The organism is Streptomyces viridosporus (assembly GCF_002078235.1).
Taxonomy (GTDB): domain Bacteria; phylum Actinomycetota; class Actinomycetes; order Streptomycetales; family Streptomycetaceae; genus Streptomyces; species Streptomyces viridosporus.
Window position 1 is genome coordinate 1 of the sequence record NZ_MSGP01000357.1, and the last position, 23,494, is coordinate 23,494.

At 74.8% G+C, this 23,494-nt stretch carries 22 protein-coding genes and 4 pseudogenes; 17 read left to right on the plus strand and 9 right to left on the minus strand.

The annotated features are described in order from the left end of the window. The 6 genes and pseudogenes from B7L92_RS24645 to B7L92_RS24665 all read right to left on the minus strand — a co-directional run. A pseudogene (locus tag B7L92_RS24645) lies at positions 1-323 on the minus strand (serine/threonine protein phosphatase); the annotation flags it as partial. Positions 324-615: 292 nt separating this feature from the next. Then, positions 616-1,308: an adenosylcobinamide amidohydrolase gene (locus tag B7L92_RS24650; protein WP_081239613.1), complete on the minus strand. Its 693-nt coding sequence runs from the start codon at positions 1,306-1,308 to the stop codon at positions 616-618. Positions 1,309-1,392: 84 nt separating this feature from the next. Further along, complete coding sequence (locus tag B7L92_RS24655; protein ID WP_026085413.1) at positions 1,393-1,815, minus strand: ATP-binding protein; 423 nt, start codon at positions 1,813-1,815, stop codon at positions 1,393-1,395. Positions 1,816-1,889: 74 nt separating this feature from the next. Continuing rightward, a complete protein-coding gene (locus tag B7L92_RS41145) occupies positions 1,890-2,039 on the minus strand; it encodes a hypothetical protein (RefSeq protein ID WP_004992114.1) in 150 nt (49 codons plus the stop codon). Between the two features lie 94 nt (positions 2,040-2,133). After that, positions 2,134-3,201, minus strand: coding sequence for a DUF6745 domain-containing protein (locus tag B7L92_RS24660; RefSeq protein ID WP_081239614.1), 1,068 nt, complete (start codon positions 3,199-3,201; stop codon positions 2,134-2,136). Positions 3,202-3,256: 55 nt separating this feature from the next. Further along, positions 3,257-3,583, minus strand: a complete 327-nt coding sequence (locus B7L92_RS24665; protein WP_081239615.1) for a DUF8820 family protein — start codon at positions 3,581-3,583, stop codon at positions 3,257-3,259. Positions 3,584-3,807: 224 nt separating this feature from the next. On the opposite strand from B7L92_RS24665, the gene B7L92_RS24670 reads away from it, so the two are divergent. The 8 genes from B7L92_RS24670 (at position 3,808) to pgm (ending at position 12,323) form a co-directional block, all read left to right on the plus strand. Further along, a complete protein-coding gene (locus B7L92_RS24670) occupies positions 3,808-4,764 on the plus strand; it encodes an STM4015 family protein (RefSeq protein WP_081239616.1) in 957 nt (318 codons plus the stop codon). Further along, on the plus strand, positions 4,761-5,747 hold the full coding sequence (locus B7L92_RS24675) for an STM4015 family protein (protein ID WP_255311121.1): 987 nt from the start codon (positions 4,761-4,763) through the stop codon (positions 5,745-5,747). The genes B7L92_RS24670 and B7L92_RS24675 overlap by 4 nt, the downstream gene beginning before the upstream one ends. Further along, complete coding sequence (locus B7L92_RS24680) at positions 5,728-6,975, plus strand: STM4014 family protein (protein ID WP_170102235.1); 1,248 nt, start codon at positions 5,728-5,730, stop codon at positions 6,973-6,975. The genes B7L92_RS24675 and B7L92_RS24680 overlap by 20 nt, the downstream gene beginning before the upstream one ends. A 61-nt stretch (positions 6,976-7,036) precedes the next feature. Then, positions 7,037-7,858, plus strand: a complete 822-nt coding sequence (locus B7L92_RS24685) for an STM4013/SEN3800 family hydrolase (RefSeq protein ID WP_081239617.1) — start codon at positions 7,037-7,039, stop codon at positions 7,856-7,858. Next, positions 7,855-9,222 (plus strand): STM4012 family radical SAM protein, encoded by a 1,368-nt coding sequence (locus tag B7L92_RS24690; RefSeq protein WP_081239618.1) that lies wholly within the window; start codon positions 7,855-7,857, stop codon positions 9,220-9,222. The genes B7L92_RS24685 and B7L92_RS24690 overlap by 4 nt, the downstream gene beginning before the upstream one ends. Before the next feature lie 20 nt (positions 9,223-9,242). Continuing rightward, positions 9,243-10,091: an STM4011 family radical SAM protein gene (locus B7L92_RS24695; RefSeq protein ID WP_081239642.1), complete on the plus strand. Its 849-nt coding sequence runs from the start codon at positions 9,243-9,245 to the stop codon at positions 10,089-10,091. A 57-nt stretch (positions 10,092-10,148) separates the two neighbouring features. Beyond that, complete coding sequence (locus B7L92_RS24700; protein WP_107501597.1) at positions 10,149-10,577, plus strand: hypothetical protein; 429 nt, start codon at positions 10,149-10,151, stop codon at positions 10,575-10,577. 105 nt (positions 10,578-10,682) lie between these two features. Further along, positions 10,683-12,323, plus strand: a complete 1,641-nt coding sequence (gene pgm, locus B7L92_RS24705) for a phosphoglucomutase (alpha-D-glucose-1,6-bisphosphate-dependent) (protein WP_081239620.1) — start codon at positions 10,683-10,685, stop codon at positions 12,321-12,323. 71 nt (positions 12,324-12,394) lie between these two features. On the opposite strand, the gene B7L92_RS24710 is transcribed toward pgm, so the two are convergent. Next, on the minus strand, positions 12,395-12,910 hold the full coding sequence (locus B7L92_RS24710) for a hypothetical protein (RefSeq protein WP_081239621.1): 516 nt from the start codon (positions 12,908-12,910) through the stop codon (positions 12,395-12,397). 881 nt (positions 12,911-13,791) lie between these two features. Here B7L92_RS24710 and B7L92_RS24715 point away from each other — a divergent pair. The 7 genes and pseudogenes from B7L92_RS24715 to B7L92_RS24740 all read left to right on the plus strand — a co-directional run bounded on the left by B7L92_RS24715 (position 13,792) and on the right by B7L92_RS24740 (position 20,643). Further along, positions 13,792-14,211: a hypothetical protein gene (locus tag B7L92_RS24715; RefSeq protein WP_081239622.1), complete on the plus strand. Its 420-nt coding sequence runs from the start codon at positions 13,792-13,794 to the stop codon at positions 14,209-14,211. Positions 14,212-14,275: 64 nt separating this feature from the next. Beyond that, on the plus strand, positions 14,276-15,541 hold the full coding sequence (locus B7L92_RS24720) for a glycosyltransferase family 4 protein (RefSeq protein ID WP_081239623.1): 1,266 nt from the start codon (positions 14,276-14,278) through the stop codon (positions 15,539-15,541). Beyond that, entirely contained in the window at positions 15,538-16,353 is an 816-nt protein-coding gene (locus B7L92_RS24725; RefSeq protein ID WP_081239624.1) for a transferase, read from the plus strand. The genes B7L92_RS24720 and B7L92_RS24725 overlap by 4 nt, the downstream gene beginning before the upstream one ends. Positions 16,354-16,710: 357 nt before the next feature. Then, positions 16,711-17,337: pseudogene (locus B7L92_RS24730) on the plus strand (ABC transporter substrate-binding protein); the annotation flags it as partial. A 3-nt stretch (positions 17,338-17,340) separates the two neighbouring features. Continuing rightward, a pseudogene (locus tag B7L92_RS42655) lies at positions 17,341-17,643 on the plus strand (sugar ABC transporter permease); the annotation flags it as partial. A 73-nt stretch (positions 17,644-17,716) separates the two neighbouring features. Further along, positions 17,717-18,748, plus strand: coding sequence for a hydroxyacid dehydrogenase (locus tag B7L92_RS24735; RefSeq protein ID WP_081239625.1), 1,032 nt, complete (start codon positions 17,717-17,719; stop codon positions 18,746-18,748). Then, a complete protein-coding gene (locus B7L92_RS24740) occupies positions 18,745-20,643 on the plus strand; it encodes a DUF2264 domain-containing protein (RefSeq protein ID WP_081239626.1) in 1,899 nt (632 codons plus the stop codon). Before B7L92_RS24735 ends, B7L92_RS24740 begins: the two co-directional genes overlap by 4 nt. 77 nt (positions 20,644-20,720) lie before the next feature. Here B7L92_RS24740 and B7L92_RS24745 read toward each other — a convergent pair whose 3' ends face one another. Next, positions 20,721-21,545: a hypothetical protein gene (locus B7L92_RS24745; protein ID WP_081239627.1), complete on the minus strand. Its 825-nt coding sequence runs from the start codon at positions 21,543-21,545 to the stop codon at positions 20,721-20,723. Between the two features lie 171 nt (positions 21,546-21,716). Here B7L92_RS24745 and B7L92_RS24750 point away from each other — a divergent pair, with 171 nt between their 5' ends. After that, positions 21,717-22,556, plus strand: a complete 840-nt coding sequence (locus B7L92_RS24750) for a L,D-transpeptidase family protein (RefSeq protein ID WP_081239628.1) — start codon at positions 21,717-21,719, stop codon at positions 22,554-22,556. Positions 22,557-22,846: 290 nt separating this feature from the next. On the opposite strand, the pseudogene B7L92_RS42660 reads toward B7L92_RS24750, so the two are convergent. Next, positions 22,847-22,948, minus strand: a pseudogene (locus B7L92_RS42660) (serine/threonine-protein phosphatase); the annotation flags it as partial. A 153-nt stretch (positions 22,949-23,101) separates the two neighbouring features. Between B7L92_RS42660 and B7L92_RS24755 the strand changes: the two are divergent. After that, positions 23,102-23,452: a hypothetical protein gene (locus B7L92_RS24755; protein WP_081239629.1), complete on the plus strand. Its 351-nt coding sequence runs from the start codon at positions 23,102-23,104 to the stop codon at positions 23,450-23,452. The last annotated feature ends 42 nt before the right edge of the window (positions 23,453-23,494 follow it).

Below are 23,494 nucleotides of genomic sequence, written 5' to 3' on the forward strand. Positions count from 1 at the left end.
TCGATCCGGCGGAGCTCCGCCCGTGCTCGGGCCCGGTCGGTGTCGTCGAACAGCCACCACGCGGTCTCCCCGCCCCCGGCCGGGGTGGAGCGGGCCAGGTAGAGACGGTCACCGATGCTCCCGGTCGGGGGAGTCGCCGCGGTGCCGTTCGCTCCGGCACCGACGCGGTGGTGGGCGGCGGCCAGCCACGAGGGGACCGCCTCCGGTGACGGGCCTTCCGCGAAGAGACCGGGGAGCAGCAACCGGGCGGTGTGATTGGCGTCGACGGGAGCCGCGTCGGGCCCGAGGACCAGAACCGGACAGGGGGCGTCACTCCACGTCACACCGGAGCCGGAGTCGGCTTCACAGGGGTCGGCCGATGAGTCGTGGGAAGGAATCACAAGCGGAGGCACGCGTGCCGCGTACCTCACCACCTCTCTGCAACGGTTAACAGGTGTACTCGGGCAACCGTCCCGTATTCGTCGCCGTGAAGCAACCTGCCCGGGTGCCGGGCGGGCGCCGTGTCCGGGCCGTCGGGCCGGGCGGTTGTGGGCCCGGCGGCCCTGGGCGGACGAGGGGAAAAAGGACGGGAGGAGGAGCCCGCCGCGAGGGGAGCGGTCCGGACGGGGGAAGCGGTCACGCGTCGGCCGTCGGGGCCGCGGTGGCGGCGCGCACGGCTCCGTGGACGGCGCGGGCCAGCCGCGCGCCCCACAGCGACCGCGGCCCGGCGAAGGAGTGCGCGGACACACCCGGCTCCGGGGCACGTGCGGCGACGCACACCGCGTCGGTGGGGGTCCCGGAGCAGTCGTATCCGGCGTCGAGGAGCGCCTGCACCTTCGCCTCGGTGGCGGTGGCCACCGCGTTGACCAGGGCGGCGTCGGTCAGCGGCACGGGAACCGCCGCGACGATGTTGATGGTGCCGGGTGCCTGGGGGCCCTCGACGCCCTCCGGCCAGGAGGCGGCCCAGCCGCGCACGTCGACACCGGCGGTGACGACGGCCTCGGCGCCGCCGTCGCACGCGTGACCGTACGACGAGACGTCCGCGGCCGTCATCAGCCCGACGCCCGGCCCCTCGGCGCCCGCACGGGCGGCGAGGCCGGCGAGGTGCCGGTCCGGGTCCGTGCGCCGGTAGCCGTGGGGGACCTGGGCGTTGAGCACCCAGGCCCGCTCGCCGACGCCCCCGCCCAGGACCGCGCTGCTGATCATCCGCCAGCCCGGGCCGGCGACCCACAGCAGGGAGCGCAGCCGCTCACCGTCCTCCACACGGTCCTGGTGCCGCAGACGCAGCAGACCACCGGCGGTGCGGGGCGGCGGGATGACGGCGGTCACCGGGCGGGGCTCCTTGACTCCTCGCGGGCGGGGCCGGTCGATCGTATGCCGAAGCGACCGCCCCGCCGACGGGGGCCCGCCCGGTCAGTGCTCCGGATCACCGTCACCGGGTATCCGGAAACAGGCCACGATGGTCTTGCCGTGGGGGCAGGGGTGGGCTTCCCACGTGTCCGCCAGGGCGTCGACGAGCAGCATGCCGCGCCCGCCGACGGCGTCCGTGCCGGGGTCGCGGGGCGTCGGCAGGACGGCCGAGGCGTCGTGCACGGCGAGGTGCAGGCAGTGCTGGTCCAGGGCCATGATCAGCTGTGCGTCGCTGTGCGCGTGGAGGTGCGCGTTGGTGACCAGCTCCGAGACGGTCAGCAGCACGGCGTCCACCGTCTCGGGGGCGGTGGCGGTCCAGCCCAGCGCGTCGAGGTGCTCGCGCGCCCAGTCCCGGGCCGCCTTCACCCCGTGGTCCATCGGCAGGGAGCGCGCCCAGCCCACCGCCCGGACCGACGATTCGTTCATGGTGTCCTTCCCGGTCACGGCCGCGCGGCCCGGGCCTGTGCGTGCCGGACCGCGCGGAGACGGAGACAAGGGGGTCAGCGGCGGCCGCCGCGGAGCCTTCCCAGCAGACGCTGGGCCTGCGCCCGGCGCCGCGGGTCGGCCGCGGCCCGTCGCACCTGCTCGGCCGTGCGCCGTCCCTGGGGGCTCCTCGTGAACTGCTTGATGCGCTCCATCATGCTCGGCATGGCGCGGCTCCTTTCCGTGGTGTCCGCCAGCCTCCTCGACGTCTGTCGATTACCCCCTGCGGGCGGACTCAGCCCCGCGGACGCGGGAAGACGCTCACGTCTCCTTCAACGGCTCGTACGCCCCGGCCTCCAGACCGAACGTCCACGCCACTCCCTCCCGGGCCGTTCGCGTGCGCGGCGGCACGCGGAGCCAGTACGTGCGGTGGGTGCCGTCCGGCTCGGGCGTGGAGTTGAGGACCTCGACCATGACGACCGGCTCGTCGTCGTCCAGTTCGACGCGCCACAGCGTGCCCGTGTCGTCCCGGTGCACCGGCCGGGCCCCGGAGTCGGCCAGGTAGCGGTCGTAACCGTAGTGCTCGAGCATCACCCGCCGCAGTTCGGCGTTCTCCTCGGTCCGGATCCGCTCCGGGGTGAGGGTGCGCAGCTCCTCCAGGAAGGCGCGCGACACCGGCATGCCGCGCCAGGCGCACAGGGCGAAGCCGTCGGGGAACTCCAGGGCGGGGCCGTCGCCGTGGTCGAGCCGGCCGGCCTCGTCCCGGTGCAGGGCGACGGGACGTTCGCACACCACCGCGACCTTCTCGAACGGCCACCACCAGCCGGCGCTGCGGCAGACCCGGGCCGGCCCTTCGAGCGGGGACCCGTCGGTGTGCAGGGCGGCCAGCCACGGCGCGTCGTGCTGCCCCAGCAGCGCGTCCAGCAGGATCAGCCGTATCTCGGTACGGGCGTCCCGGTCGTCGGCGGCGAGGTCCTCGAGCACCCCGGCGCGGATCCGGTCGACCAGCGCCTGGGCGGCGTCCCACAGGGCCCCGCCGGTCCGCGACCAGTGCCGGGACCAGCCCGCCGCTCCCAACTCCTCGTGCAGACGGCGGCGTTCGGCCGCCCACGGAGCCGTGCGCACCGCCTCGCGCACGCTCGCCCCGAAGTCCGTCCGCTGCCGTACCAGCGTCACGCCCTCGCGCGGTGATCCGGCCCAGATCACGCGCTCGGGCTCGGCCAGCCCGGCGCTGCGGTACGCCGCCCGGACGCCCTCCTCCGCCGCGGCGCGGTCGGCGGGCACGGCGGCCGCGGCCCACGCGCGCCAGCGTCCCGTCAGGTCCGCGCCCCTCCGGTCCTCGAAGCCGCCGACCTCGGCCGCCGCACCGCTCTCCTGCGTGATCGTCATCGTCAACGCCCCTGTCCTGTGCTCGGTTTCGTCCCTCGCCCGGTCGCCGCGCCCGTCAGTCGGCCACCAGCCGCACCGAACCGGGGACGTACTCCCGCTGCCGGACCACGCGGTACCACCCCTGGGGCAGCGCGATCGCGGCGTGTTCCTCGTGGACCACCCGGCCACCGTCCGGCAGGTGCAGCAGGAACGGCCCGAAGGGGCCCGGTTCCCGCACGAGTTCGCCCCGGCCGACCACCGCGTGAGCATGTCCGGTGACCTCCCCGAGGGCCAGCACGAGCCGCCCCCGGGCGTCGCGCGGCTCCTTGGGCGCGTCCGGGACGTGGGACGGCACCGCCTCGTCCGCGACGGGCACGATCAGCACGTCTCCCTGCCGGTACATGGCTCTCCCCTCCGCTCCGGCGCACGGTGCTCCGGAGTCCATGCGCAGACCGTACGAGCCACCACTGACAACGGACCGTCACCGGACCCGCCGCCGGGTGTTGTCAGTCGCTGTTGGTAGAACTGCTGCACGCATCGCCGAACGGCCCGCACCTCGCGCTCCGTGACGGCTCCGCCCTCGCACCACCCCACTCCACCCGTCACCGCACGACAGGAGCAGCCCGCATGACCATCGGCGACCACCTCGATGAGCTGTACGGCCTCCCCGCCTTCACCTTCCCCGTGTCCGGCGGGACGACGGAGCTGCCCGACCCCGACGCCGTGGCCTGGCGGATCGCCGTCGAGAGCTACGGCGCCGAGCCGCCGTGGACGGAGGTCTTCGCCCGTTTCTGCGCCGCGGTCGACACCACGCGGGTCCGCGCCCTGGTCGTCGGCGCCTGGGAGGACACGTACGACTCCGCCCCCTCCGACGTCATCGAGGCGCTGGTGGCCGCGCGTGACCGGCTGCCCGCCCTGCGGTCGCTGTTCCTCGGGGACATCGTGTTCGAGGAGTGCGAGATCTCCTGGATCACCCAGACCGACGTCACACCGCTGCTGGCCGGCTTCCCCGACCTGGAGGAGTTCGGCGTGCGCGGGGGCCAGGGGCTGGAGTTCCCCGCCCTGCGCCACGACGCGCTGCGCGGGCTGACCGTGGAGACCGGCGGCCTCCCGGTGGGCGTCGTCCGCGGCGTCGGGGCCAGCGAACTGCCCGCGCTGGAACACCTCGACCTGTGGCTCGGCACCTCCTGGTACGGCGCGGACAGCGAGGTCGCCGACCTGGAGCCGATCCTGTCCGGGGCCCGGCTGCCCCGGCTGCGGCACCTGGCCCTGCGCAACAGCGAGATCCAGGACGAGGTCGCCGCCGCCGTGGCGTCGGCCCCGGTGGTCGCCCGGCTCGACGTGCTCGACCTGTCCATGGGCACCCTGAGCGACGACGGCGCCGCCGCCCTCCTCGGCGGCCAGCCGCTGACCCACCTCAAGAAGCTGGACCTGCACCACAACTACCTCAGTGAGGCCCTCCGGCAGCGCCTCCGCGAGACGCTGGAACCCGCGGGCGTCGAGGTGGACCTCGGCCAGGACGACGCCGACTGGGACGAGGAGGAGGACGGCACCGTCCACCGTTACGTCGCCGTGGGGGAGTGAGCATCCGCGTGGGCCACTACCCCTCTCACCTGACGCGCTTCCACGGCCTGCCCGTGCGCCTCTTCGACGGAACCGGCGGAACCGGCGAAACCGGCGAAGGGAAGGGCCCCGGCCCGGAACTCCCCGCTCCCGCCTCGGTCGCCTGGCGGCTGACGACCGAGGGGGAGGTTCCGTTCGAGGAGCGGTGGCGCCGGTTCCTGGACCGGGTCCGCACCGACGAAGTCGTGGCCCTGGTCATCGGCGCCTGGTGGGAGGAGTGGGACGAGCACGGGATCGGTCCGGTCCTCGACCTGCTCACGGCCGAGGCGCACCGGTTCCCGGAGCTGCGGGCGGTGTTCCTCGCGGACGTCGAGTCCGAGGAGACGGAGATCTCCTGGATCAAACAGGGCGACGTCAGCCAGGTGCTGCGCGCCTGGCCCGGCCTGCGGGAGCTCGGCCTGCGCGGCTCCGAGGACCTGGTGATCGAGCCGTTGCGGCACGAGGCGCTGCGGATACTGCGCGTCGAGTCCGGCGGCCTGGCCCCCGAACCGGTGCGCGCCCTGGCCGCCTGCGCCCTCCCCGCCCTGCGCCACCTGGAACTGTGGCTGGGCACCAGCTGGTACGGCGGCGACTGCACCGCCGATGACGTCCACGCGCTCCTCGCCGCGCTGGGGGACGCGCCCGAGCTGCGCCACCTGGGCCTGCGCAACAGCGACATCCAGGACGAGATCGCCGCGGCGGTGGCCGCCGCGGCGGTCGTCGCGGGTCTGGAGTCCCTCGACCTGAGCATGGGCACCCTCAGCGACGAAGGGGGGACCGCGCTGCTCTCCGGCCGGCCGCTGACCCATCTGGGGTCGCTCGACCTCGGGCACCACTTCATGAGCGACGAGATGGTCCACCGCGTCCGCGAGGCGCTGGGACCGCATGTCCCGGACCTCGGCCTCGCACCCGCCCGGCGCAGCCGTCACCGGCCGGAGGAGCGCTATGTCGCGGTCGGTGAATGACCCGGAGCCGGCCGGCCCGGCACCCCACCGCGCACCGCCGTCCGCCGCCGCGGACCCGCCCCCGCGCTTCGCCGTCGTGGGCAACCCGGAGAACCGCAGGGTGACCCTCTTCGCCGACGCCGTCCGCGCGGCCGGACTGCCCGCACCGCGCGTCGTCCCCTGGGAGCAGGTCCTGCGCTCGGGCGGAGCCGAGTTCACCGCCGACGAGGTCGTCCGGCTCGACTCACCCGGCGAGAACCCCGAGGTCGACCGACTGCTGCGCGGCGTGCAGGATCCCACCCGGGTCGAGGGCTCGGCGCTCTGGTACGCGCGGTTCACGCGGGCGCTGCGCGGCCTGCGGGGCGGGGTCCGCCTCGACGACGCGGACGAACTGGCCGTCCTGTTCGACAAGCGGCGCTGCCACGCCGCCCTCGCCGCGGCGGACGTGCCCGTGCCCTGCTCACCCACCTCCGGGCCCGGCGCCGTACAGCCGTCCGGCTGGGACGACGTACGCGCCGTCATGCGCGACCACCGCATGCCGAGGCTCTTCGTCAAGCTCGCGCACGGCTCCTCGGCCTCCGGGGTGCTCGCCGTCGAGTCGTCGGGCGGCGGCCGCATCCGGGCCACCACCTCCGTCGAACTCGCCCCGGACGGAAGGCTGTTCAACTCGCTCAAGGTGCGCCGCTACGAACGGGAGCGGGACATCGCCGCCATCGTGGACGCGCTCGCCCCGGACGGCCTCCACCTCGAGCGCTGGCTGCCCAAGGCCTCCCAGCGGGGTCGCGCCGCCGATCTGCGGGTCGTGGTGGTGGACGGCCGCGCCACCCACGCGGTCGTGCGCACCGGCGCCTCACCGCTGACCAACCTCCACCTCGGCGGCGGCCGCGGCGACCTCGACGCGGCGCGCGACGCCGTCGAGGCGGCCGGCGCCCGCTGGACGGACGTCCTCGCCGTGTGCGAGCGCGCGGCGGCCTGCTTCCCGCGCACCCTGTGCGTGGGCGTCGACCTGCTCCCGGCCGTCGGCTGGCGCAGGTTCGCGATCGGCGAGGTCAACGCCTTCGGCGACCTCCTGCCCCGCCTCACGGGACTGCCGGGCAGCGGGGCGGAGGGCCTCGACACCTACGCGGCCCAGGTCGCGGCGGTCCTGCGCCGCGCCGACCGCGCCACCGCTCCGCACTCGTCCGGCTCCGACCACCGGCATCACCGGCACCACCAGCACAGAACGGGAACCACCCATGTCAGCGCCTGAACCGACGCCCGCGCCCCCGACGCACGACCCGCACCAAGGCGCCGCACCGGGCCACCCCGACATGAACGAGATCGTCGGCAGCCACGACATCCTGCTCGTCACCCTGGACACCCTGCGCCACGACGTCGCCGCCGAACTCGCCGCCGCCGGACGCCTCCCGAACCTGGCCCGCCACCTGCCCGGCGGACGCTGGGAGGAGCGGCACGCGCCGGGCAGCTTCACCTACGCCTCGCACCAGGCGATCTTCGCCGGCTTCCTGCCGACCCCCGCCGCGCCCGGCCCGCATCCGCGGCTGTTCGCGGCCCGCTTCACCGGCAGCGAGACCACGGCCGAGCGGACCTTCGTCTACGACACCCCCGACCTGGTCTCCGGCCTCGCGGAGGAGGGCTACCGCACGGTGTGCATCGGCGGGGTCGGCTTCTTCAACAAGCAGGGCCCGCTCGGCTCGGTCCTGCCCGGCCTCTTCCAGGAGTCCCACTGGGAACCGGAGTTCGGCGTCGCCTCGCCCACCTCGTTCGAGGCGCAGGTGGCCCGCACGGAACACGTCGTGCGCGAACTGCCGGACGAGCAGCGCCTGTTCCTCTTCGTCAACGTCGCCGCCCTGCACCAGCCCAACTGGTTCCACCGGCCCGGCGCGACCCGCGAGGACGGCGACAGCCGTGCGACGCACGCCGCCGCGCTGGAGTACGTCGACCGGCACATCGGCCGTCTGTTCGCCGCCGCGAGCAGCAGGCGCCGCTGCTTCGCCATCGTCTGCTCCGACCACGGCACCGCCTACGGCGAGGACGGCTACACCGGCCACCGCATCGGCCACGAGTCCGTGTGGACCGTGCCCTACGCCCACTTCTTCCTGGACCGCACCCCCGCGGAGGCCGCCCGATGACCACCGCCACCCGCCCCGGGCCCGGCGCCGACGGCGCGGGCACGACGAGCCCGTACCAGAGCTACGTCTACGCCTACCCGCACAAGACCGCCTACCGGGAACTCCCCGACCGGCCCCGCCTCGACGCCCTGTGGGCCGCCGAACCCAAGGACGCCCTCTCCCTCTACCTGCACATCCCGTTCTGCGAGATCCGCTGCGGCTTCTGCAACCTGTTCACCCGCATCGGCGCCCCCGACGGCCTGACCGGCGCCTACCTGGACGCCCTGGAACGGCAGGCGACCGCCGTGCGGGAAGCACTGGGGGAGAGGGAGCCGGTGCGGTTCGCCACGGCGGCCTTCGGCGGCGGCACCCCCACCTTCCTCACCGCCGCCGAACTGGAGCGGCTGTGCGACATCGCGGAGCACCGGGCGGGCGCCGACCTGCGCGCGGTCCCGCTGTCGGTGGAGGCCTCGCCCGCCACCGCCACCGCCGACCGGCTCCAGGTCCTGGCCGCGCGCGGCACCACCCGCCTCAGCCTGGGCGTGCAGAGCTTCGACGACACCGAGGCCCGCGCCGCCGTACGACCGCAGCGCCGTGCCGACGTCGAGGCGGCCCTCGGCCGCGTCCGTGACGCCCGTATCCCCGTCCTCAACATCGACCTGATCTACGGCATCGACGGCCAGACGGAGCGGACCTGGCTGCGCTCCCTGGACGCGGCCCTCGCCTGGCGGCCCGAGGAGCTCTACCTCTATCCCCTCTACATACGCCCCCTCACCGGCCTCGGCCGCCGCGCCGGCGACCCGGACCCCGCCTGGGACGACCAGCGGCTGCGCCTGTACCGCCTGGGCCGCGACCACCTCCTCGCGCACGGTTACCGGCAGCAGTCCATGCGGATGTTCCGCCGCGCGGACGCGCCGCCGCAGGGCGCGGACGACTACGCCTGCCAGACCGACGGCATGATCGGCCTCGGCTGCGGTGCCCGCTCGTACACGGCCGGCCTGCACTACTCCTTCGACTACGCCGTCGGCATGCACGAGATCCGCGGCATCATCGACGACTACGTCTCCCGCCCGGCCGCCGACTTCGCCCGCGCCGAGTACGGCCGTCGCATCGACACCGACGAGGCCCGCCGCCGGCACCTGCTGCAGTCCCTGCTCCAGGCGGAGGGACTCGACGTCGCCGACTACCGGGCCCGGTTCGGCGGCCGCACCCCGAGGGAGGACTTCCCGGCCGAGCTGTCCCGGTTCGCCGACCGCGGCTGGCTGGCGGACGACGGTCCGCGCCTGCGGCTGACTCCGGAGGGCCTGGCCCACTCCGACGCGGTCGGCCCGGAGCTGTTCTCCCCGGCCGTGCGGGCCGCCATGGCCGCCTACGAGCGGAAGTGAGATCCGCACCGATGGAAGCGATGGACCTGACCCTCCTCTACCGGGGCCCGCTGGCCTCGTGCGACTACGACTGCCCGTACTGCCCCTTCGCCAAGCGCCGCGACAGCCGCGAGCAACTGCGGGCGGACCGCGCCTGCCTGGAGAGGTTCGCCGACTGGGCCACCGGGCAGACCGGCGACCGGCTCTCCCTCCTCTTCACCCCCTGGGGCGAGGGCCTGGTCCGCTCCTGGTACCGGAACACCCTGACGCGCCTGTCCCACCAGCCCCACATCCGGCGCGTCGCCATCCAGACGAACCTCAGCTGCCGCACCGACTGGCTCGCCGACGCCGACCTCGGCACCCTCGCCCTGTGGTGCACGTACCACCCGGGCCAGACCCCGTACGACCGCTTCCTGGCCAAGTGCCGCGAACTGGTCCGCCTCGGCGCCCGCTTCAGCGTCGGCGTCGTCGGCCTGCCCGAGCACCTCGAGGCGGCCCGGCGGCTGCGCGCCGACCTGCCCGATCAGGTGTACCTGTGGGTCAACGCCGCCGAGGGCCGCACCTACGACGACGCCGAGGCCGACGTGTGGACCGCGCTGGACCCGCTCTTCCCCTACAGCCGCCGTCCCCACGCCAGCGCGGGCGCGCCCTGCCGCACGGGGGAGTCCGTGATCTCGGTCGACGGAGAGGGCACGGTCCGCCGCTGCCACTTCGTCCGCGCGGAGCTCGGCAACCTCTACGACGGCACGTACCGTGCGGCACTGCGCCCGCGCCCCTGCCCGCTCACCGCCTGCGACTGCCACATCGGCTACGTCCACCTGGAGACACTGCCGCTGTACGACGTCTTCGCGGGCGGTGTGCTGGAACGGATACCGGCCCCGCCCGCATAGACGCGGATCGTGCGACCGGGTGTGTTTGCGGCGGAAGCCAGCGGCAAGTCGGTGTCCATGAGCGAACAGAGCAAGAACTCGAATCAGAAGACCGCGTCCACCCGGGCCGCCGCGTCCAAGGCCCGGGAAGCCACGGACAAGGCGACCGCTCCCGCCGAGCGGGCGGCCGGCAAGGCCACCGCCAAGGCGGGTGACACGGCGTCAGCGGCCGCGTCGGGCGCCGGGCGCGCGGCCGACGTGGCGAACGGCGCCGTGCAGAGCGCGGCCAAGGGCGTCGAGGCGGGCCGCCGCGCGGTCGTCGCCACCTCGGGCCAGGTCGCCGCCACCGCCAAGACCGCCTGGACGGTCATCGCGAACCGCAAGCTCGTCGCCGCCGGTGTCGGCGCCGGCCTGACCGCGCTGAGCGCCGCCTCCTACGCGGTGGGCCGCCGCGCGGAGCGCCACACCCACGGCCCCCTCACCCGGATGACCGGCGGACGGATCTGAGGCCCGGGCGGCCGGGCGGGGCCGGGTCCCACTCGCGCGGAGTGGCCCAGAAGAGGAAAGATGTGTCCGCAAGCGGATAATCGACACCTGCCAAGGAGTGGGCACATGCAGCACGAGCGAGCGGGCGGCCCGGCCGGCCCCGAGGACCTCGTCGACGTCGCTCGTCTGGTCACGGCGTACTACGCACTGCACCCCGATCCCGAGGACCCGGCGCAGCGCGTGGCGTTCGGGACGTCGGGACACCGCGGCTCGTCCCTGGCGGCCGCGTTCAACGACGACCACATCGCCGCCACCAGCCAGGCCATCTGCGAGTACCGGACCCGGCAGGGCACGGACGGCCCGCTCTTCCTCGGGGCCGACACCCACGCGCTGTCCGAGCCCGCCCGGGTCACCGCCCTGGAGGTGTTCGCGGCCAACGGGGTCACGGTGCTCATCGACAGCGCCGACGGCTACACCCCGACCCCGGCGGTCTCGCACGCCATCCTCACCCACAACCGGGGCCGCACCACGGGCCTCGCGGACGGCGTCGTCGTCACCCCGTCGCACAACCCGCCCGCCGACGGCGGCTTCAAGTACAACCCGCCGAGCGGCGGCCCCGCGGGCTCGGAGGCGACCGGCTGGATCCAGGACCGGGCCAACGAGATCATCCGGGGCGGTCTCGGGGACGTCCGCCGCATTCCGTACGCCCGCGCCCTCGCCGCCCCCGGCACCGGCCGCCACGACTTCCTCGGCGCCTACGTCGCCGACCTGCCGAACGTGCTGGACCTGGACGCCGTCCGCGCGGCCGGCGTCCGCATCGGCGCCGACCCGCTGGGCGGGGCGTCCGTCGCCTACTGGGGCCGGATCGCCGAACAGCACGGCATCGACCTCACGGTGGTCAACCCGCTCACCGACCCCACCTGGCGGTTCATGACCCTGGACTGGGACGGCAAGATCCGCATGGACTGCTCGTCCCCGTACGCCATGGCGTCCCTCATCGGGCAGCGCGACCGCTTCGACATCGCCACCGGCAACGACGCCGACGCCGACCGGCACGGCATCGTCACCCCGGACGCCGGCCTGATGAACCCCAACCACTACCTCGCCACCGCCATCGGCTACCTGTACGCGCACCGCGAGCAGTGGCCGTCCGGGGCGGGGGTCGGCAAGACGCTGGTGTCCTCCGCGATGATCGACCGGGTCGCCGCCGACCTGAAGCGCGAGCTGGTCGAGGTGCCCGTCGGGTTCAAGTGGTTCGTGGACGGGCTCGTGGACGGCTCCCTCGGCTTCGGCGGCGAGGAGTCGGCCGGTGCCTCCTTCCTGCGCCGGGACGGCTCGGTGTGGACCACCGACAAGGACGGCATCATCCTCGCGCTGCTGGCCTCCGAGATCACGGCGGTCACCGGGAAGACCCCCTCCGAGCACTACGCCGCGCTCACCGCCCGCTTCGGCGAGCCCGCCTACGAGCGGATCGACGCCCCGGCGACCCGCGAGGAGAAGGCCCGCCTCGCGAAGCTCTCCCCGGCGCAGGTCACCGCGGACACCCTCGCCGGGGAGGCGGTCACCGCGGTGCTCACCGAGGCCCCCGGCAACGGCGCCCCCATCGGGGGCATCAAGGTGACCACGGACAGCGCCTGGTTCGCCGCCCGCCCGTCGGGCACCGAGGACGTCTACAAGATCTACGCCGAGTCGTTCCGGGGCCCCGACCACCTCCGTCAGGTGCAGGAGGAGGCCAAGGCCGTGGTCCTCGCGGCGCTGGGCGGCTGAGCCGCCGCCCCGCCCGCCGACCGGTCCCGTCCGCGCCCGTCCGCGCCCGTCCGGGCGCGGACGGCGGTGCGTCAGCCGGACCGGACCACGGGGGCGGAGGGCGACGGGGAGACCAGGCCGGCCGGCAGGGACGTCGCCGTGGGCAGTTCCGCGGGGACGTTCTCCGACTGCTGCAGCACGGTGTCGCCGGGCCTCCCGGCCGGTGCGCCCGCACCGGTGGACAGCAGGGACCAGGCGCCCAGGGCCAGGGCGATCGCGGCGGCCGTGCCCGCCACCCGGCCGACGCGGCGCAGCCTGGCGCGGGCGTCCAGGTCCCGCCAGGACGGCCCCTCCCACGGATCGTCCGGGTGCCACAGGTCGCCGACCGCGTCCGCCGCGTCGTACTGCTCCCGGGTGCCCCCGTCGGCGCGCGGCGGCTGCGGCCACTGCGCCGACGCCCGCTGCCGCGCTGAGGGTTCCCGGGGGGCGGAGGCCCGGATGGCGTGCTCGTTGTCGGTGAGGAACCGCTGCCAGACGTCCTCGGGCAGGGAAGGCACGCCGCCCTGGTCCTGCGGCGTTGCGCCGTCGTCCGGCCTCTGCGCGGTCACGTCCGTTCATTCCTCTCGTGTGCCGGAGCCGGTCGGCGACGTCACGGCTCACGCGCACCCGGGCCCCGTCAGGATCATTGCACAGCGCAAAAACGTCGGAACAGGGGACCGGACCGCTCACTGCCGCGAAACGGCCGATCCCTTCGATTCCGCCCGGAAACCTTACGGGCGGCGGGCGTTGCCCGCACTCGCCTCCACCGCACCGGTCCCGCATGTCACTCTGGTGGCACCACGAGCGGCGGCCCCACGAGCACCGCGGCACACAGGGAAGCGGCTGCCGCGGAACGGCGCCCCGGACGTCCCGTCCGGGGCGCCACACCGGCCCGCGCACGGCGGGGCCGGGGAGCCCGCGTCCGCCGGACGAGCGGGCGCGGACTCCCGGCGAGGTACAGAGGGCGCATGCCGGAACGCGAGGTCCCCGTCGGGGGCCGGACGACGCCGACGCGGTCACCCGCGTGGTCCTGCCCGCCTCCCGGCTGCCGGAGGCGGTCCCGGCGCGGTCACCGGCCGCCGTCGAGGACCGGGTGACACCGCCGCAGTTCCGGATGCCGGCGCTGCCCTTCACCCGGGGGCGGCCGAGCCGGCTCCCTCGCCGACCTGCCCCGGGGCGTCCGGCCCACCGCGATGCGCAGGGCCGACCGGCCGGTCGCGGCCACCCTCACCGACCGGCGGGCCCACCCCGCGCCCCGCGCGCTTCCCGGACTGACGCCCCGTCACCTCCTCGACGGCCGCGGCCCCCAGCCCTGGTGGGAACGCCCCGCGGAGCCCTCGGATCCGCACGGACCGGTGCGCGGACCCGCCCGGAGCGGCGTGCTAGGTTCCCCTGCGGAAGGCGGCCGCGGACAACCGGTGCGGCCGGGCACACGGGACGGTGACACCGGATGACGGCAGACGGCGGCGAGGCCCCCGACACGCCCGGCGAGGACGCCCCGCTCCCGCGGATCCTGTGCGACACGGCTGCGCTGGCGGCCCTCGACGACGCGCCGGCCGGCGCCCTGTGGCGGCTCGCCGAGTCCGGCCGGCAACTCGACGCCAACGTCGTCCGCATCCCGCCCGGACAGCGGGTCGACACCCATCGCGAGCCCGACCTCGACGTCCTCCTGCTCGTGCTCGCCGGCGACGGCACCCTGACCGCCCCCGACGGCTCCCGTCCCCTCTCCGCCGGCGCCCTGGCCTGGCTCCCGCACGGCTCCACCCGGGGTCTCGCGGCCGGCACCGAGGGCCTGACCTACCTCACGGTGCACCGCCGCCGCCCCGGCATGCGGATCCAGCGCCGGGGGACGGCAGGTGAACGACCATGACCATGGCGGCCACGAAGTGGTAACAACGGACAACGCCTGAAAGCCTTTTGCGGTCTGGACCGCTATGAAGGTCTCTTTTCTGATCCACAACGCCTACGGGATCGGAGGCACGATCACCACCACGTTCAACCTGGCGGGCGCCCTGGCGGAACGGCACGACGTGGAGATCGTCTCCGTGCTGAGGCACCGGGAGCACCCCAACCTCACGCCGCACCCCGATGTGGGACTGCGCGCGCTGGTGGACCTGCGGCGGGAGAAGGACCACCCGCTGCACCGGAGACCGGCCGGGGTGTTCCCCTCCGCCGAGTACCGCCACCACCAGTACAGCGAACTGACCGACCTGCGGATCGCCGAGTACCTGGAGGGGACGGACGCCGACGTGGTCGTCGGCACCCGCCCGGGCCTCAACGTGCACCTCGCGCTCCAGGCCCCGCAGCGCGTCGCGCGCGTCGGCCAGGAACACCTCACCCTCGACAACCATCCGCCCGCGCTGCGCACCGCGCTGCGCCGCGCCTACCGCCGCCTCGACGTGCTCACCACCGTCACCGAGGCGGACGCCCGCGCCTACCGGCGCAAGATGCGGCTGCCCGGTGTCCGGGTGGAGGCGCTGCCGAACAGCGTCCCCGACCCCGTCCTGCCCGCGGCGGACGGCAGCGCCAAGGTCGTGATCGCGGCCGGCCGGCTGGTCCCGGTGAAGCGGTACGACCTGATCATCGAGGCGTTCGCGCAGGTCGTCGCCGAGCGCCCCGACTGGCAGTTGCGCATCTACGGCAAGGGCGAGGAGGAGGACCGGCTGCGGGCGCGGATCGAGGCGCTCGGCCTGTGGAACAACGTCTTCCTCATGGGTGCGGCCACTCCCATGGAAGCCGAGTGGGTCAAGGGCTCGATCGGCGCGGCCGCGTCGAACTTCGAGCCGTTCGGCATGACCATCGTCGAGGCGATGCGCTGCGGACTGCCCGTGGTGAGCACCGACTGCCCCTACGGACCCGGCGAGATCATCAGGGACGGCGAGGACGGCCGGCTGGTGCCGGTCGGGGACAGCAGGGCCTTCGGCGCGGCGCTCCTGGACCTGGTGCGCGACGACGAACTGCGCCGCCGCATGGGCGAAGCGGCCGTCGACCACGCACGCCGGTTCGCCCCCGGGCCGGTCGTGGCGCAGGCGGAGCGCCTCCTGGAGGAGGCGGTGGCGGCCAGAAGCGGCGGCCGACGCGGCATACCCGGCCGGGGCGGGATGCGCCACGCCCTCCTGGGGCAGGGCCACGCCGCCCGCGACCTCGCCCACGCCGCGGCCTCCGGAGCGCTGCGCACCGTACGCGGGAGGCGCCGGTGAGCACCGCACGCACCACGGAACTCCGCACCGACTGCTGCGCCGACCCCGACGGCCGGATCACCTTCCGCCTGCGGCTGCCGACGGCCACCCGCCCCCGGCTGCTGCTGGTGCTGCGGCCGAAGAAGGGCCGGCCCGAGGAGACGTCGCTCATCCTCGACCTCGAGCCCTGCGACGACCGCGGCCACGTCCGCGCCGTACTGGAACCCCGGCCCGTGCTCGCGGAGGGCCGCTGGGACGCGTACCTGCTGCGCGGACCGGACGCCGACCGGGAGCGGCTGCGCCCCGGTCTGCGGGACCTGCGGCTGCTCGTCGGCGGGGACACCCGCGGCCGGACGTCCCCGGTGACCGTCAGGGTGCCGTACACCACCGTGGACGGTTTCCTCGCCCTCCGCACCTGGCGGCGCGCCGCCCACGTGGAGGCCGGTCCCCTCGACCTCGCGGACGGGACGATGACGGTCAGCGCGCGCCTCCACGGCGCCGAACTCTCCGAGGACGCCGCCGTGGAGCTGCGGCCGCGCGGCGGCGGGGGGACCGGGCGTGTCTACCGGGTCCGCCCGGCGGAGGAGGGCGCCTTCTCCTTCACGGTGGACTGCGCGGATCTGGTGGGGGAGACCGCCGGTCCCCGGATCTGGGACGCCTTCCTGCGGCCCGCTGCCGACGCGCCGCCGGTCAGGATCGGCCGCCTGTTCGACGACGTGGCGGACCGCAAGGGGGTGTACGTGTATCCGCGGGTCACCGTCGGCGGGGCCGCCGTACGGCCCTACTACACCGTCGACAACGACCTCGCCGTGGAGGTGACCGGGACCGGCTGACAGCGGGGAGCCGGCCCGGCGGGCCCGCCGGGCCGACCGCTCGTGGGCCCGCGGCTCCTCCGGCGTCAGGATCCGGTGCGTGCCGTCGATGCCGTCCGGCCCCGCGGTCGCGCGCACCGGCGCCCCCGACGGCACGCCCGGGCAGCGCGTCGGCCGCAGCCGGGGCGCTGACGGCGGTCACGGACCGCTTCTCCGCCGCGGTGGGCGGCCGTACGCCTGCCGTGCCGGTGGGTTCGTCGGCTGAGCCCGCAGGACGACCCGTCTGATCGATCTATTGACCGTTTACCGGTCGGGCGCCCAGGATTCCCGTGTCCCGAACAGTCATGTTCCCGACATGCAGGAGCCGCGGGAGGCGCCATGCCCGGCCGACCACCCCGTCGATCCGTGCTCGCCGCGATGGCCGCCGCGCCGCTGACAGGAGCCCCGGGCGCCTGCAGCGGGGGAGCGGACGCCCCATCAAGCAGCACGGCGCGTGCGCGCAGGGCCGCACGCACCACCTTCTGGTCCGCCCTGCGCGGCAGCCAGGAGGTGGTCGACGCCTTCAACCGCACCTACGACCGCGTCCAGGTCGACTTCCAGCAGATCCCCTCCGGCGCACAGGGCGGCTACGCCAAGCTCAGCAACGCCGCCCGAGCCGGCAACGCCCCCGACGTCGCCACCATCGAGTACCCGCAGGTGCCGGGCTTCGCCATCGACGGCGTCGCCCCCGACATCACCGACCTGGTCGATGACTCCCTGCGGGACGGGCTGCTGCCCCAGGCCTTCGGCCTGACCACCTTCCAGGGGCGGACGTTCAGCGTGCCGCTGGACGTCGAGCCCATGGTCATGCACTACCGCACCGACCTCTTCGACCGGTACGGACTCGAAGTGCCGCGTACCTGGGAGGAGTTCTCCGCCCTCGCGTCCGTCGTACGCCGCAGGGCGTCCGACCGGCGGCTCGTGCTGTTCCCCACCGACGGGGCCACCCAGTTCACCGCCCACGCCGACCGCGTCCGTAAACTCGCCCGCCGCCGCCGACGGGGTGCCTGCGGCGTGCTGATGACCCCCTTCTTCCTGCTGCTGGCCACCGTCTTCCTGATCCCCGTCGGCACGGCGGTGTACCTGAGCTTCTTCAGCGACGACCAGTCCGGTCTCGGCTTCGGCCCCGAGCGCACCGTCTTCGTCGGACCGCGCAGCTACGCCGCCGTCCTGACCGACCCGACCCTCCTCGGCGGACTCGGCACCGTCGCCCTGTACTGCCTGGTCCACCTCCCGCTCATGGTCGCCGGCGCGCTCGTCCTCGCCCTGCTCCAGCGCTTCTGGCGCAGCGGTCTGACCGTCGGCGCCGTGAAGTGACCGCTCGTACAAGGAGTTCCGCCCCACCATGACCGACCCCACGCCCGGACCCGGATCCCGCCCCCGCGCCGTACTGGCCATGTCCCCGGACGTCGCCTCGGCCGTCCTCGACGCCGAGTCGCTCGCACGCCTCGCCGCGGTGTGCGACCTCGCGCCCCACCCGGTGCTGGACGACCTGACCACGTCGCGGGCGCGCACGCTGCTCGCCGGCGCCGACCTCCTCGTCACCGGCTGGGGCTGCCCGCCCCTGGACGCGGACGTGCTGCGGGCCGCGCCACGCCTGCGGGCCGTCGTGCACACCGCGGGCAGCGTCCGCGGCCATGTCACCGACGCCTGCTGGGAACGCGGCGTCGAGGTGTCGTCCGCCGCCGCGGCCAACGCCCTGCCGGTCGCGGAGTACACCCTCGCCATGATCCTGCTCACCGGCAAGCGGGTGCTGGAGGCCGCGCGCGACTACCGCGTCTCCCGCACCCGGCCGGACTGGCTGCGCACTCCGCGCTCCGTCGGCAACCACCGCCGCACCGTCGGCATCCTCTCGGCGTCCCTGATCGGCCGCCGGGTCATCGACCTGCTGCGTCCGCACGACGTCGAGGTGCTGCTGTACGACCCCTGGGTGACGGACGACGCCGCACGTGAACTGGGCGCGTCCCGCGTGGAGTTGCCGGAGCTGTTCCGCCGCTCCGACACCGTCAGCGTGCACACCCCGCTGCTGCCCGAGACGCGCGGACTGGTCGGCCGGGAGCTGATCGGCTCCCTGCGCCCCGGCGCCGTGCTCATCAACACGGCGCGCGGCGCGGTCGTCGACCAGGAGGCGCTCACCGAAGCCGCCCTCGCCGGCCGCATCCGTGCCGTCCTCGACGTCACCGACCCCGAAGTCCTCCCGCCCGACCACCCCTTGTGGCAGTGCGGGAACGTCCTCCTCACCCCGCACCTCGCCGGTTCCCAGGGCAACGAGTGGCGCCGCCTGGCGGACCTCGCGCTCGGTGAGATCGAACGCTGGGCCCGCGGCGACGGCTTCCTCCACCCCGTACGACGCGAAAGGCTGGCTTTCCTGGCATGAGCATCCCGTTCGAACTGCCCGCCGAGGACCGCGGGACGAGCCCTCGCACCGGCTGGACCCGCGCCCACTGGGAGGCCGTGGCGGACGGGCTCCTCACGGCCGCCCGGCGGTGGAGCACCCCCGGCTGCGCCCTGCTGGACCTGCCGGGACGGCCCTCCCGCTCGGGAGTCCGCTCCGACGGCCTCGAAGGGTACGCGCGCACCTTCCTCGCCGCCGCCTTCCGCATCGCGGGCGCGGACGGGGACGACCCGCACGGCCTGCTGGAGCGGTACGCGAGCGGACTCGCCGCCGGCACCCGCACCCCGGGCCGCGACGACACCGAGTCCTGGCCGCCGATCCTCGACCACGACGTCCGGGGCCAGCCGATGGTCGAGTCGGCGTCGATCGCCCTCGGCCTGCGGCTGACCGCGCCCTGGCTCTGGAAGCACCTCGCCGAGGAGGTGCGGGACCGGGCGGAGGCATGGCTGCGGGGCGCGCTGCGGCACACGCCGGCGCCGAACAACTGGTACCTCTTCCCGTACACCGTCGCCGGGTTCCTCGAGTCCGTCGGACGCGGCGACGCCGAGACGGCCGCGGCCCGGCAGCGCGCCCTGGAACTGATGGAGACCTGGTACCGGGGCGACGGCTGGTACGCCGACGGGGACGGGCGCGCCTTCGACCACTACAACGGCTGGGCCCTGCACCTGTACCCGGTCCTGGACGCCCGTCTCGCGGGGGACGACGACGCGTCGGCCCGCTACGGCGGACGGCTGCGCACCCATCTGGAGAGCTTCGCCCTGATGTTCGGCGCGGACGGGGCGCCGGTGCACTTCGGCCGGTCGCTGACGTACCGCTTCGCCGCCTCGGCCGCCGTCGCGCTGGGCGCGGTGACCGGCCACACCCCGCTGACGCCGGGTGCCTCGCGCCGCATCGCGAGCGGCAGCCTGCGCTACTTCCTGGACCGGGGCGCGCTGACGCCCGACGGGCTGCTGAGCCTCGGCTGGCACGGTCCGCACGAGGCCACCTCGCAGAGCTACTCGGGCCCCGCGTCACCGTACTGGGCCTCGAAGGCCTTCGTCGCCCTGCTGGCCCCCGCCGACGACGCCTTCTGGACGGCCCGCGAGGAGGCCGCCCCGGTGGAGCAGTCCGACCGCGTGCTGGCGCTGCCCGCGCCGGGACTGCTCGTCCAGGCCACGCGGGCCGACGGGATCGTACGGCTCCACAACCACGGCAGTGACCACGTCCGCCCGCACGAGGGGGAGGCGGCGGACGGGGACGACCCGCACTACGGACGCCAGGCCTACTCCACCCGCACCGGCCCCACGGCACCGGGGAACGTCCCGGACAACCACCTGTCGGTGGAGATCGGCGGCCGGCGCAGTGTGCGCCGCCGCATCCACCCCCTGGGCGCCGGACACGGTGACGGCTGGGGCTGGGCGGCCTCCTGGCACCGGCCGGTCTTCGCCGAGGGCCCGCCGATGGTCCCGGGGCTGCGGGTGGAGGGCGTCACGGTGGCGTACGGCCGGCACGAGCTGCGGGTGCACCGGGTCACGGGAGCGCCGGAGGGGGCCCGTCTCACCCACACCGGCTGGGCCACCGGCCCGGAGGAGTCCCTCACCTCCGCCCTGCACGGACTGCACGGCTGGGACGACCCCTCCCCGGAGACCGTCCGCGCCCCCCGGGGCACGGCCTGGACGCGCTGGGCCCGCGTCCCGCGCCTCACCGGCCGCTGCGGCGGCACCTCCGTGCACGTGAGCCTGGCGTCCCTCACCGCGGACACCGACGACGCGCCCTGGTCGGCGGTGGTCGGGGAGGTCCGGGTGCGCGAGGGGACGGTCGAGGTCGTCTGGGCCGGCACGGGGGCCCGCACCCGGATCTCCTTCGAGCCGGTGGAGGTGCGTCACGGGGAGCGGTGAGCGCGGGACGGGGCACCGCGCCCCCGAGCGGGTCGGAGCCGGCTGTTCCTGCCGCGCGGCCCCGCCGTGGGGCAGGGTCAGGACCGGTTGTCCTCCTCGCCCTTCGGGGACTGTCCGGCGTTGTCGGGCGTGGTGTAGAAGACCGACGTGCCCTGCTTGGTGCGCTGGGCCTGGTTGCGGGCGACGAGCCCCTCGAGGGTGCTGCGGACGACCGTCGTCTTGACGACGCGCTCGGGATGGACGCGGCCGAGCGAGGCGGTGATCTCCGCCGCCGAACGGGGCTCGGTCTGCTCGGCCAGGTGCTGCCGGACGAGCTCGACCAGCTTGGTTCCGTTCGCCTTGGCCTCGTTCGTCTTGGCTCCGTTCGTCTTGCTCTCGCTCGTCTTGCTCTCGCTCGTCTTGGCCTCGTTCGCCTTGGCTCCGTTCGCCTTGCTCTCGCTCGTCTTGGCCTCGTTCGCCTTGGCTCCGTTCGCCTTGCTCTCGCTCGCCCTGGCCCCGTCCGTCCTGGCCCCGGACGAGGCACGCGCCGGCTTCCCGGACGTGCCGCGGCCGGACGCCGCCGGGGTCTTCCCGCGCTTCGGCCGGTCGGTCCCGGACCCGGCGCGGCTCTTCCGCCGCGGCGCCGGGACGGTCGCGTCGCCGGACACCGCGCCCTCCTCGATCGCGGCGCCGGGTTCCTCGGGCACGGCGACCGGTTCCACGGGCACCGGTGCGATGCCCAGCGCCTGCTGCATGTTCACCAGGACGGCGTGGTCGCGCCGAAGCACGGTCAGCCGTTCCTGCAGCGCGGCGATCTCCGCGGCGACGCGTTCCTGTTCCTTGACGTTGCGTTCCAGGTCGCTCGCCACCTGGGCGGTGTACTGCGAGGTGAGGTCCGTGGCGGTGGTCGTGTTCTCGGACATGGCGGTGCCCCTTCTCTCGGTTCCCCGATGGCCAGCCATGGTACGGCCGTACCGGCTCCCGAAGGGCGCTTGCTCCACTCGGGGTACGGTCCGTCACACGGACGGGCGCCAAGGTCCGCTCATGAGGACCCGGGCGGTGGCGCCCGGGAAAGTCGAAGTCACGCTGAAGGCATGGCCTCAATGATCGACTGCCCCTCCCGCGCGCGTCACCGCGCTCCGTCCCGGGGCGACCGGCAGACCGGCGTCCTCCTCCGGGCGCGCGGCCGACTGCCGCTGCCGGCCCTCCTCCTCGCCGTGCTGGCGGCCCTCGCCGGATGCGGAGCGCCCGCCGGCGGCACGGCGCGCGAAACCCCGGTGGGCGGCCCGCCCGGCACCGTGAGCACGGCGCAGGGCGGGACCGGTGCCGTGGCGGAGACGACGGCGCCCGCCTCTCTCCCCGGCCTCGGCCCCCGGACGCTGGCTCAGATCCCCGAGCGCACCGGCCAGGTCGTCGTCGTCACCGGCCCGGGGAGGGACACCAACCGCTCCGAGGCCGTGCTGTACCGGCGCACCGCCTCCGGGTGGGAGGCGGGCACGGCATGGCCCGCGCGCAACGCCCTCAGGGGCTGGACCGACGACCACTACGCGGGCGACCTCCGCTCGCCCGTCGGGGTGTTCACCCTCAGCGACGCCGGGGGACTGCTGCCCGATCCCGGCACCGCACTGCCGTACGACCAGTCGGACGGCTTCACCGTCGACGGCACGGGCTTCGAGGGCGAACCGCTGGCCGGGTCCTTCGACTACGTCATCGCCATCGACTACAACCGCGAGCCGGGCACCTCCCCACTGGACCGGACCCGTCCGCTCGGCGCCGACAAGGGCGGCGGCATCTGGCTGCACGTCGACCACCAGGGCCCCACCCAGGGGTGCGTGAGTCTCGAGAAGCGGCACATGGAGGAACTCCTGCGCGCACTCGACCCCGATCTGTACCCGGTGATCGTCATGGGTGACGCCCCCTCACTGCGCCGGTGACCCGACCGTGAGCGGCGCCCCTGCGCCGGTCGCCCCCTGGGAGAGCGCGCCCCGCGCGCCCGGCGGAGAAGGAGCCGCCGGCCCCGGGACTGGGCCGGTGCGCCGGTCACGGCCGCCCGCACCCGTGGCACCCGGGCCCGTCGCCGGCGGGTGACGCGTGGCGGGACGACGCACCGGTGCGTCCCGACGGCTTCCGGGCCGGCGGCGACGCGGGCCCGCATCCCGCCGACGGACCCCTGGGGGACGGCGTCGGCCTCGTCGCGGCCGTGCCCCGTGGCGCCTTCGCCGGCCCGGGAGCGGTGCGCCTCCGCCTGTGCGCGCGCCTGTGCCGTCAGCGTCCGGAGCCTGGCCAGCAGCTCGTCGCCGTCGTCCGTGGAGCCGGAACGGAACATGGATCACTCACTCGGGCGAGGAGACTCACGCGCGCAGGACACCCGCGGAGCAAAGTTCTCATATGTGCAGGTAAAGGGAGGATAGTCGGGAGGGGATCGGTCGAGCCAGTCGTCCGCACGGACCGGCCGCCGGGTACCGCCTAGTCTGTGTGCATGGAGCAGCGCGAGATCATGCAGCGGGGCGTCGGCATCCTCACCGAGGCCCTCGAGATGCGGCGGCGACTCCGCGAGGACCCGGACGCCGACGTGACGGGGAACGGGGCGGTCGCCAAGCTCCTGGAGGAGATGCTGCCGCAGATCCAGGTGCCGGCCGACGCGAGCGCCCGCGAGGTGGCGGTCATCGTCACCGAGAAGCTGGGCCCCGCCATCGTGCAGATCGCCTCCGCCCTGACCTTCGCCTTCGTGCAGCTCGCCGAGATCCACGACGAGGGCCGCACCGACGTGTCGTCCGCCGACGTCCTGCGCTCCATCTCCCTGCACTACGAGACCGACGCGGAGCGGTAGCCCGGCGCCCGTGCCGCACGCGGTCCGGTGGTCCAACTGCCG

What these genes read in the sequence shown, in the direction of transcription:
- B7L92_RS24680 (WP_170102235.1), top strand. Translation starts at nt 5,728, where the DNA reads ATGTCGCGGTCGGTGAATGACCCGGAGCCGGCCGGCCCGGCACCCCAC.
- B7L92_RS41145 (WP_004992114.1), bottom strand. Translation starts at nt 2,039, where the DNA reads ATGCCGAGCATGATGGAGCGCATCAAGCAGTTCACGAGGAGCCCCCAG.
- B7L92_RS24665 (WP_081239615.1), bottom strand. Translation starts at nt 3,583, where the DNA reads ATGTACCGGCAGGGAGACGTGCTGATCGTGCCCGTCGCGGACGAGGCG.
- B7L92_RS24685 (WP_081239617.1), top strand. Translation starts at nt 7,037, where the DNA reads ATGAACGAGATCGTCGGCAGCCACGACATCCTGCTCGTCACCCTGGAC.
- B7L92_RS24745 (WP_081239627.1), bottom strand. Translation starts at nt 21,545, where the DNA reads ATGTCCGAGAACACGACCACCGCCACGGACCTCACCTCGCAGTACACC.
- B7L92_RS24660 (WP_081239614.1), bottom strand. Translation starts at nt 3,201, where the DNA reads ATGACGATCACGCAGGAGAGCGGTGCGGCGGCCGAGGTCGGCGGCTTC.
- B7L92_RS24720 (WP_081239623.1), top strand. Translation starts at nt 14,276, where the DNA reads ATGAAGGTCTCTTTTCTGATCCACAACGCCTACGGGATCGGAGGCACG.
- B7L92_RS24750 (WP_081239628.1), top strand. Translation starts at nt 21,717, where the DNA reads ATGGCCTCAATGATCGACTGCCCCTCCCGCGCGCGTCACCGCGCTCCG.
- B7L92_RS24695 (WP_081239642.1), top strand. Translation starts at nt 9,243, where the DNA reads ATGGACCTGACCCTCCTCTACCGGGGCCCGCTGGCCTCGTGCGACTAC.
- pgm (WP_081239620.1), top strand. Translation starts at nt 10,683, where the DNA reads ATGCAGCACGAGCGAGCGGGCGGCCCGGCCGGCCCCGAGGACCTCGTC.
- B7L92_RS24690 (WP_081239618.1), top strand. Translation starts at nt 7,855, where the DNA reads ATGACCACCGCCACCCGCCCCGGGCCCGGCGCCGACGGCGCGGGCACG.
- B7L92_RS24670 (WP_081239616.1), top strand. Translation starts at nt 3,808, where the DNA reads ATGACCATCGGCGACCACCTCGATGAGCTGTACGGCCTCCCCGCCTTC.
- B7L92_RS24700 (WP_107501597.1), top strand. Translation starts at nt 10,149, where the DNA reads ATGAGCGAACAGAGCAAGAACTCGAATCAGAAGACCGCGTCCACCCGG.
- B7L92_RS24755 (WP_081239629.1), top strand. Translation starts at nt 23,102, where the DNA reads ATGGAGCAGCGCGAGATCATGCAGCGGGGCGTCGGCATCCTCACCGAG.
- B7L92_RS24715 (WP_081239622.1), top strand. Translation starts at nt 13,792, where the DNA reads ATGACGGCAGACGGCGGCGAGGCCCCCGACACGCCCGGCGAGGACGCC.
- B7L92_RS24735 (WP_081239625.1), top strand. Translation starts at nt 17,717, where the DNA reads ATGACCGACCCCACGCCCGGACCCGGATCCCGCCCCCGCGCCGTACTG.
- B7L92_RS24655 (WP_026085413.1), bottom strand. Translation starts at nt 1,815, where the DNA reads ATGAACGAATCGTCGGTCCGGGCGGTGGGCTGGGCGCGCTCCCTGCCG.
- B7L92_RS24740 (WP_081239626.1), top strand. Translation starts at nt 18,745, where the DNA reads ATGAGCATCCCGTTCGAACTGCCCGCCGAGGACCGCGGGACGAGCCCT.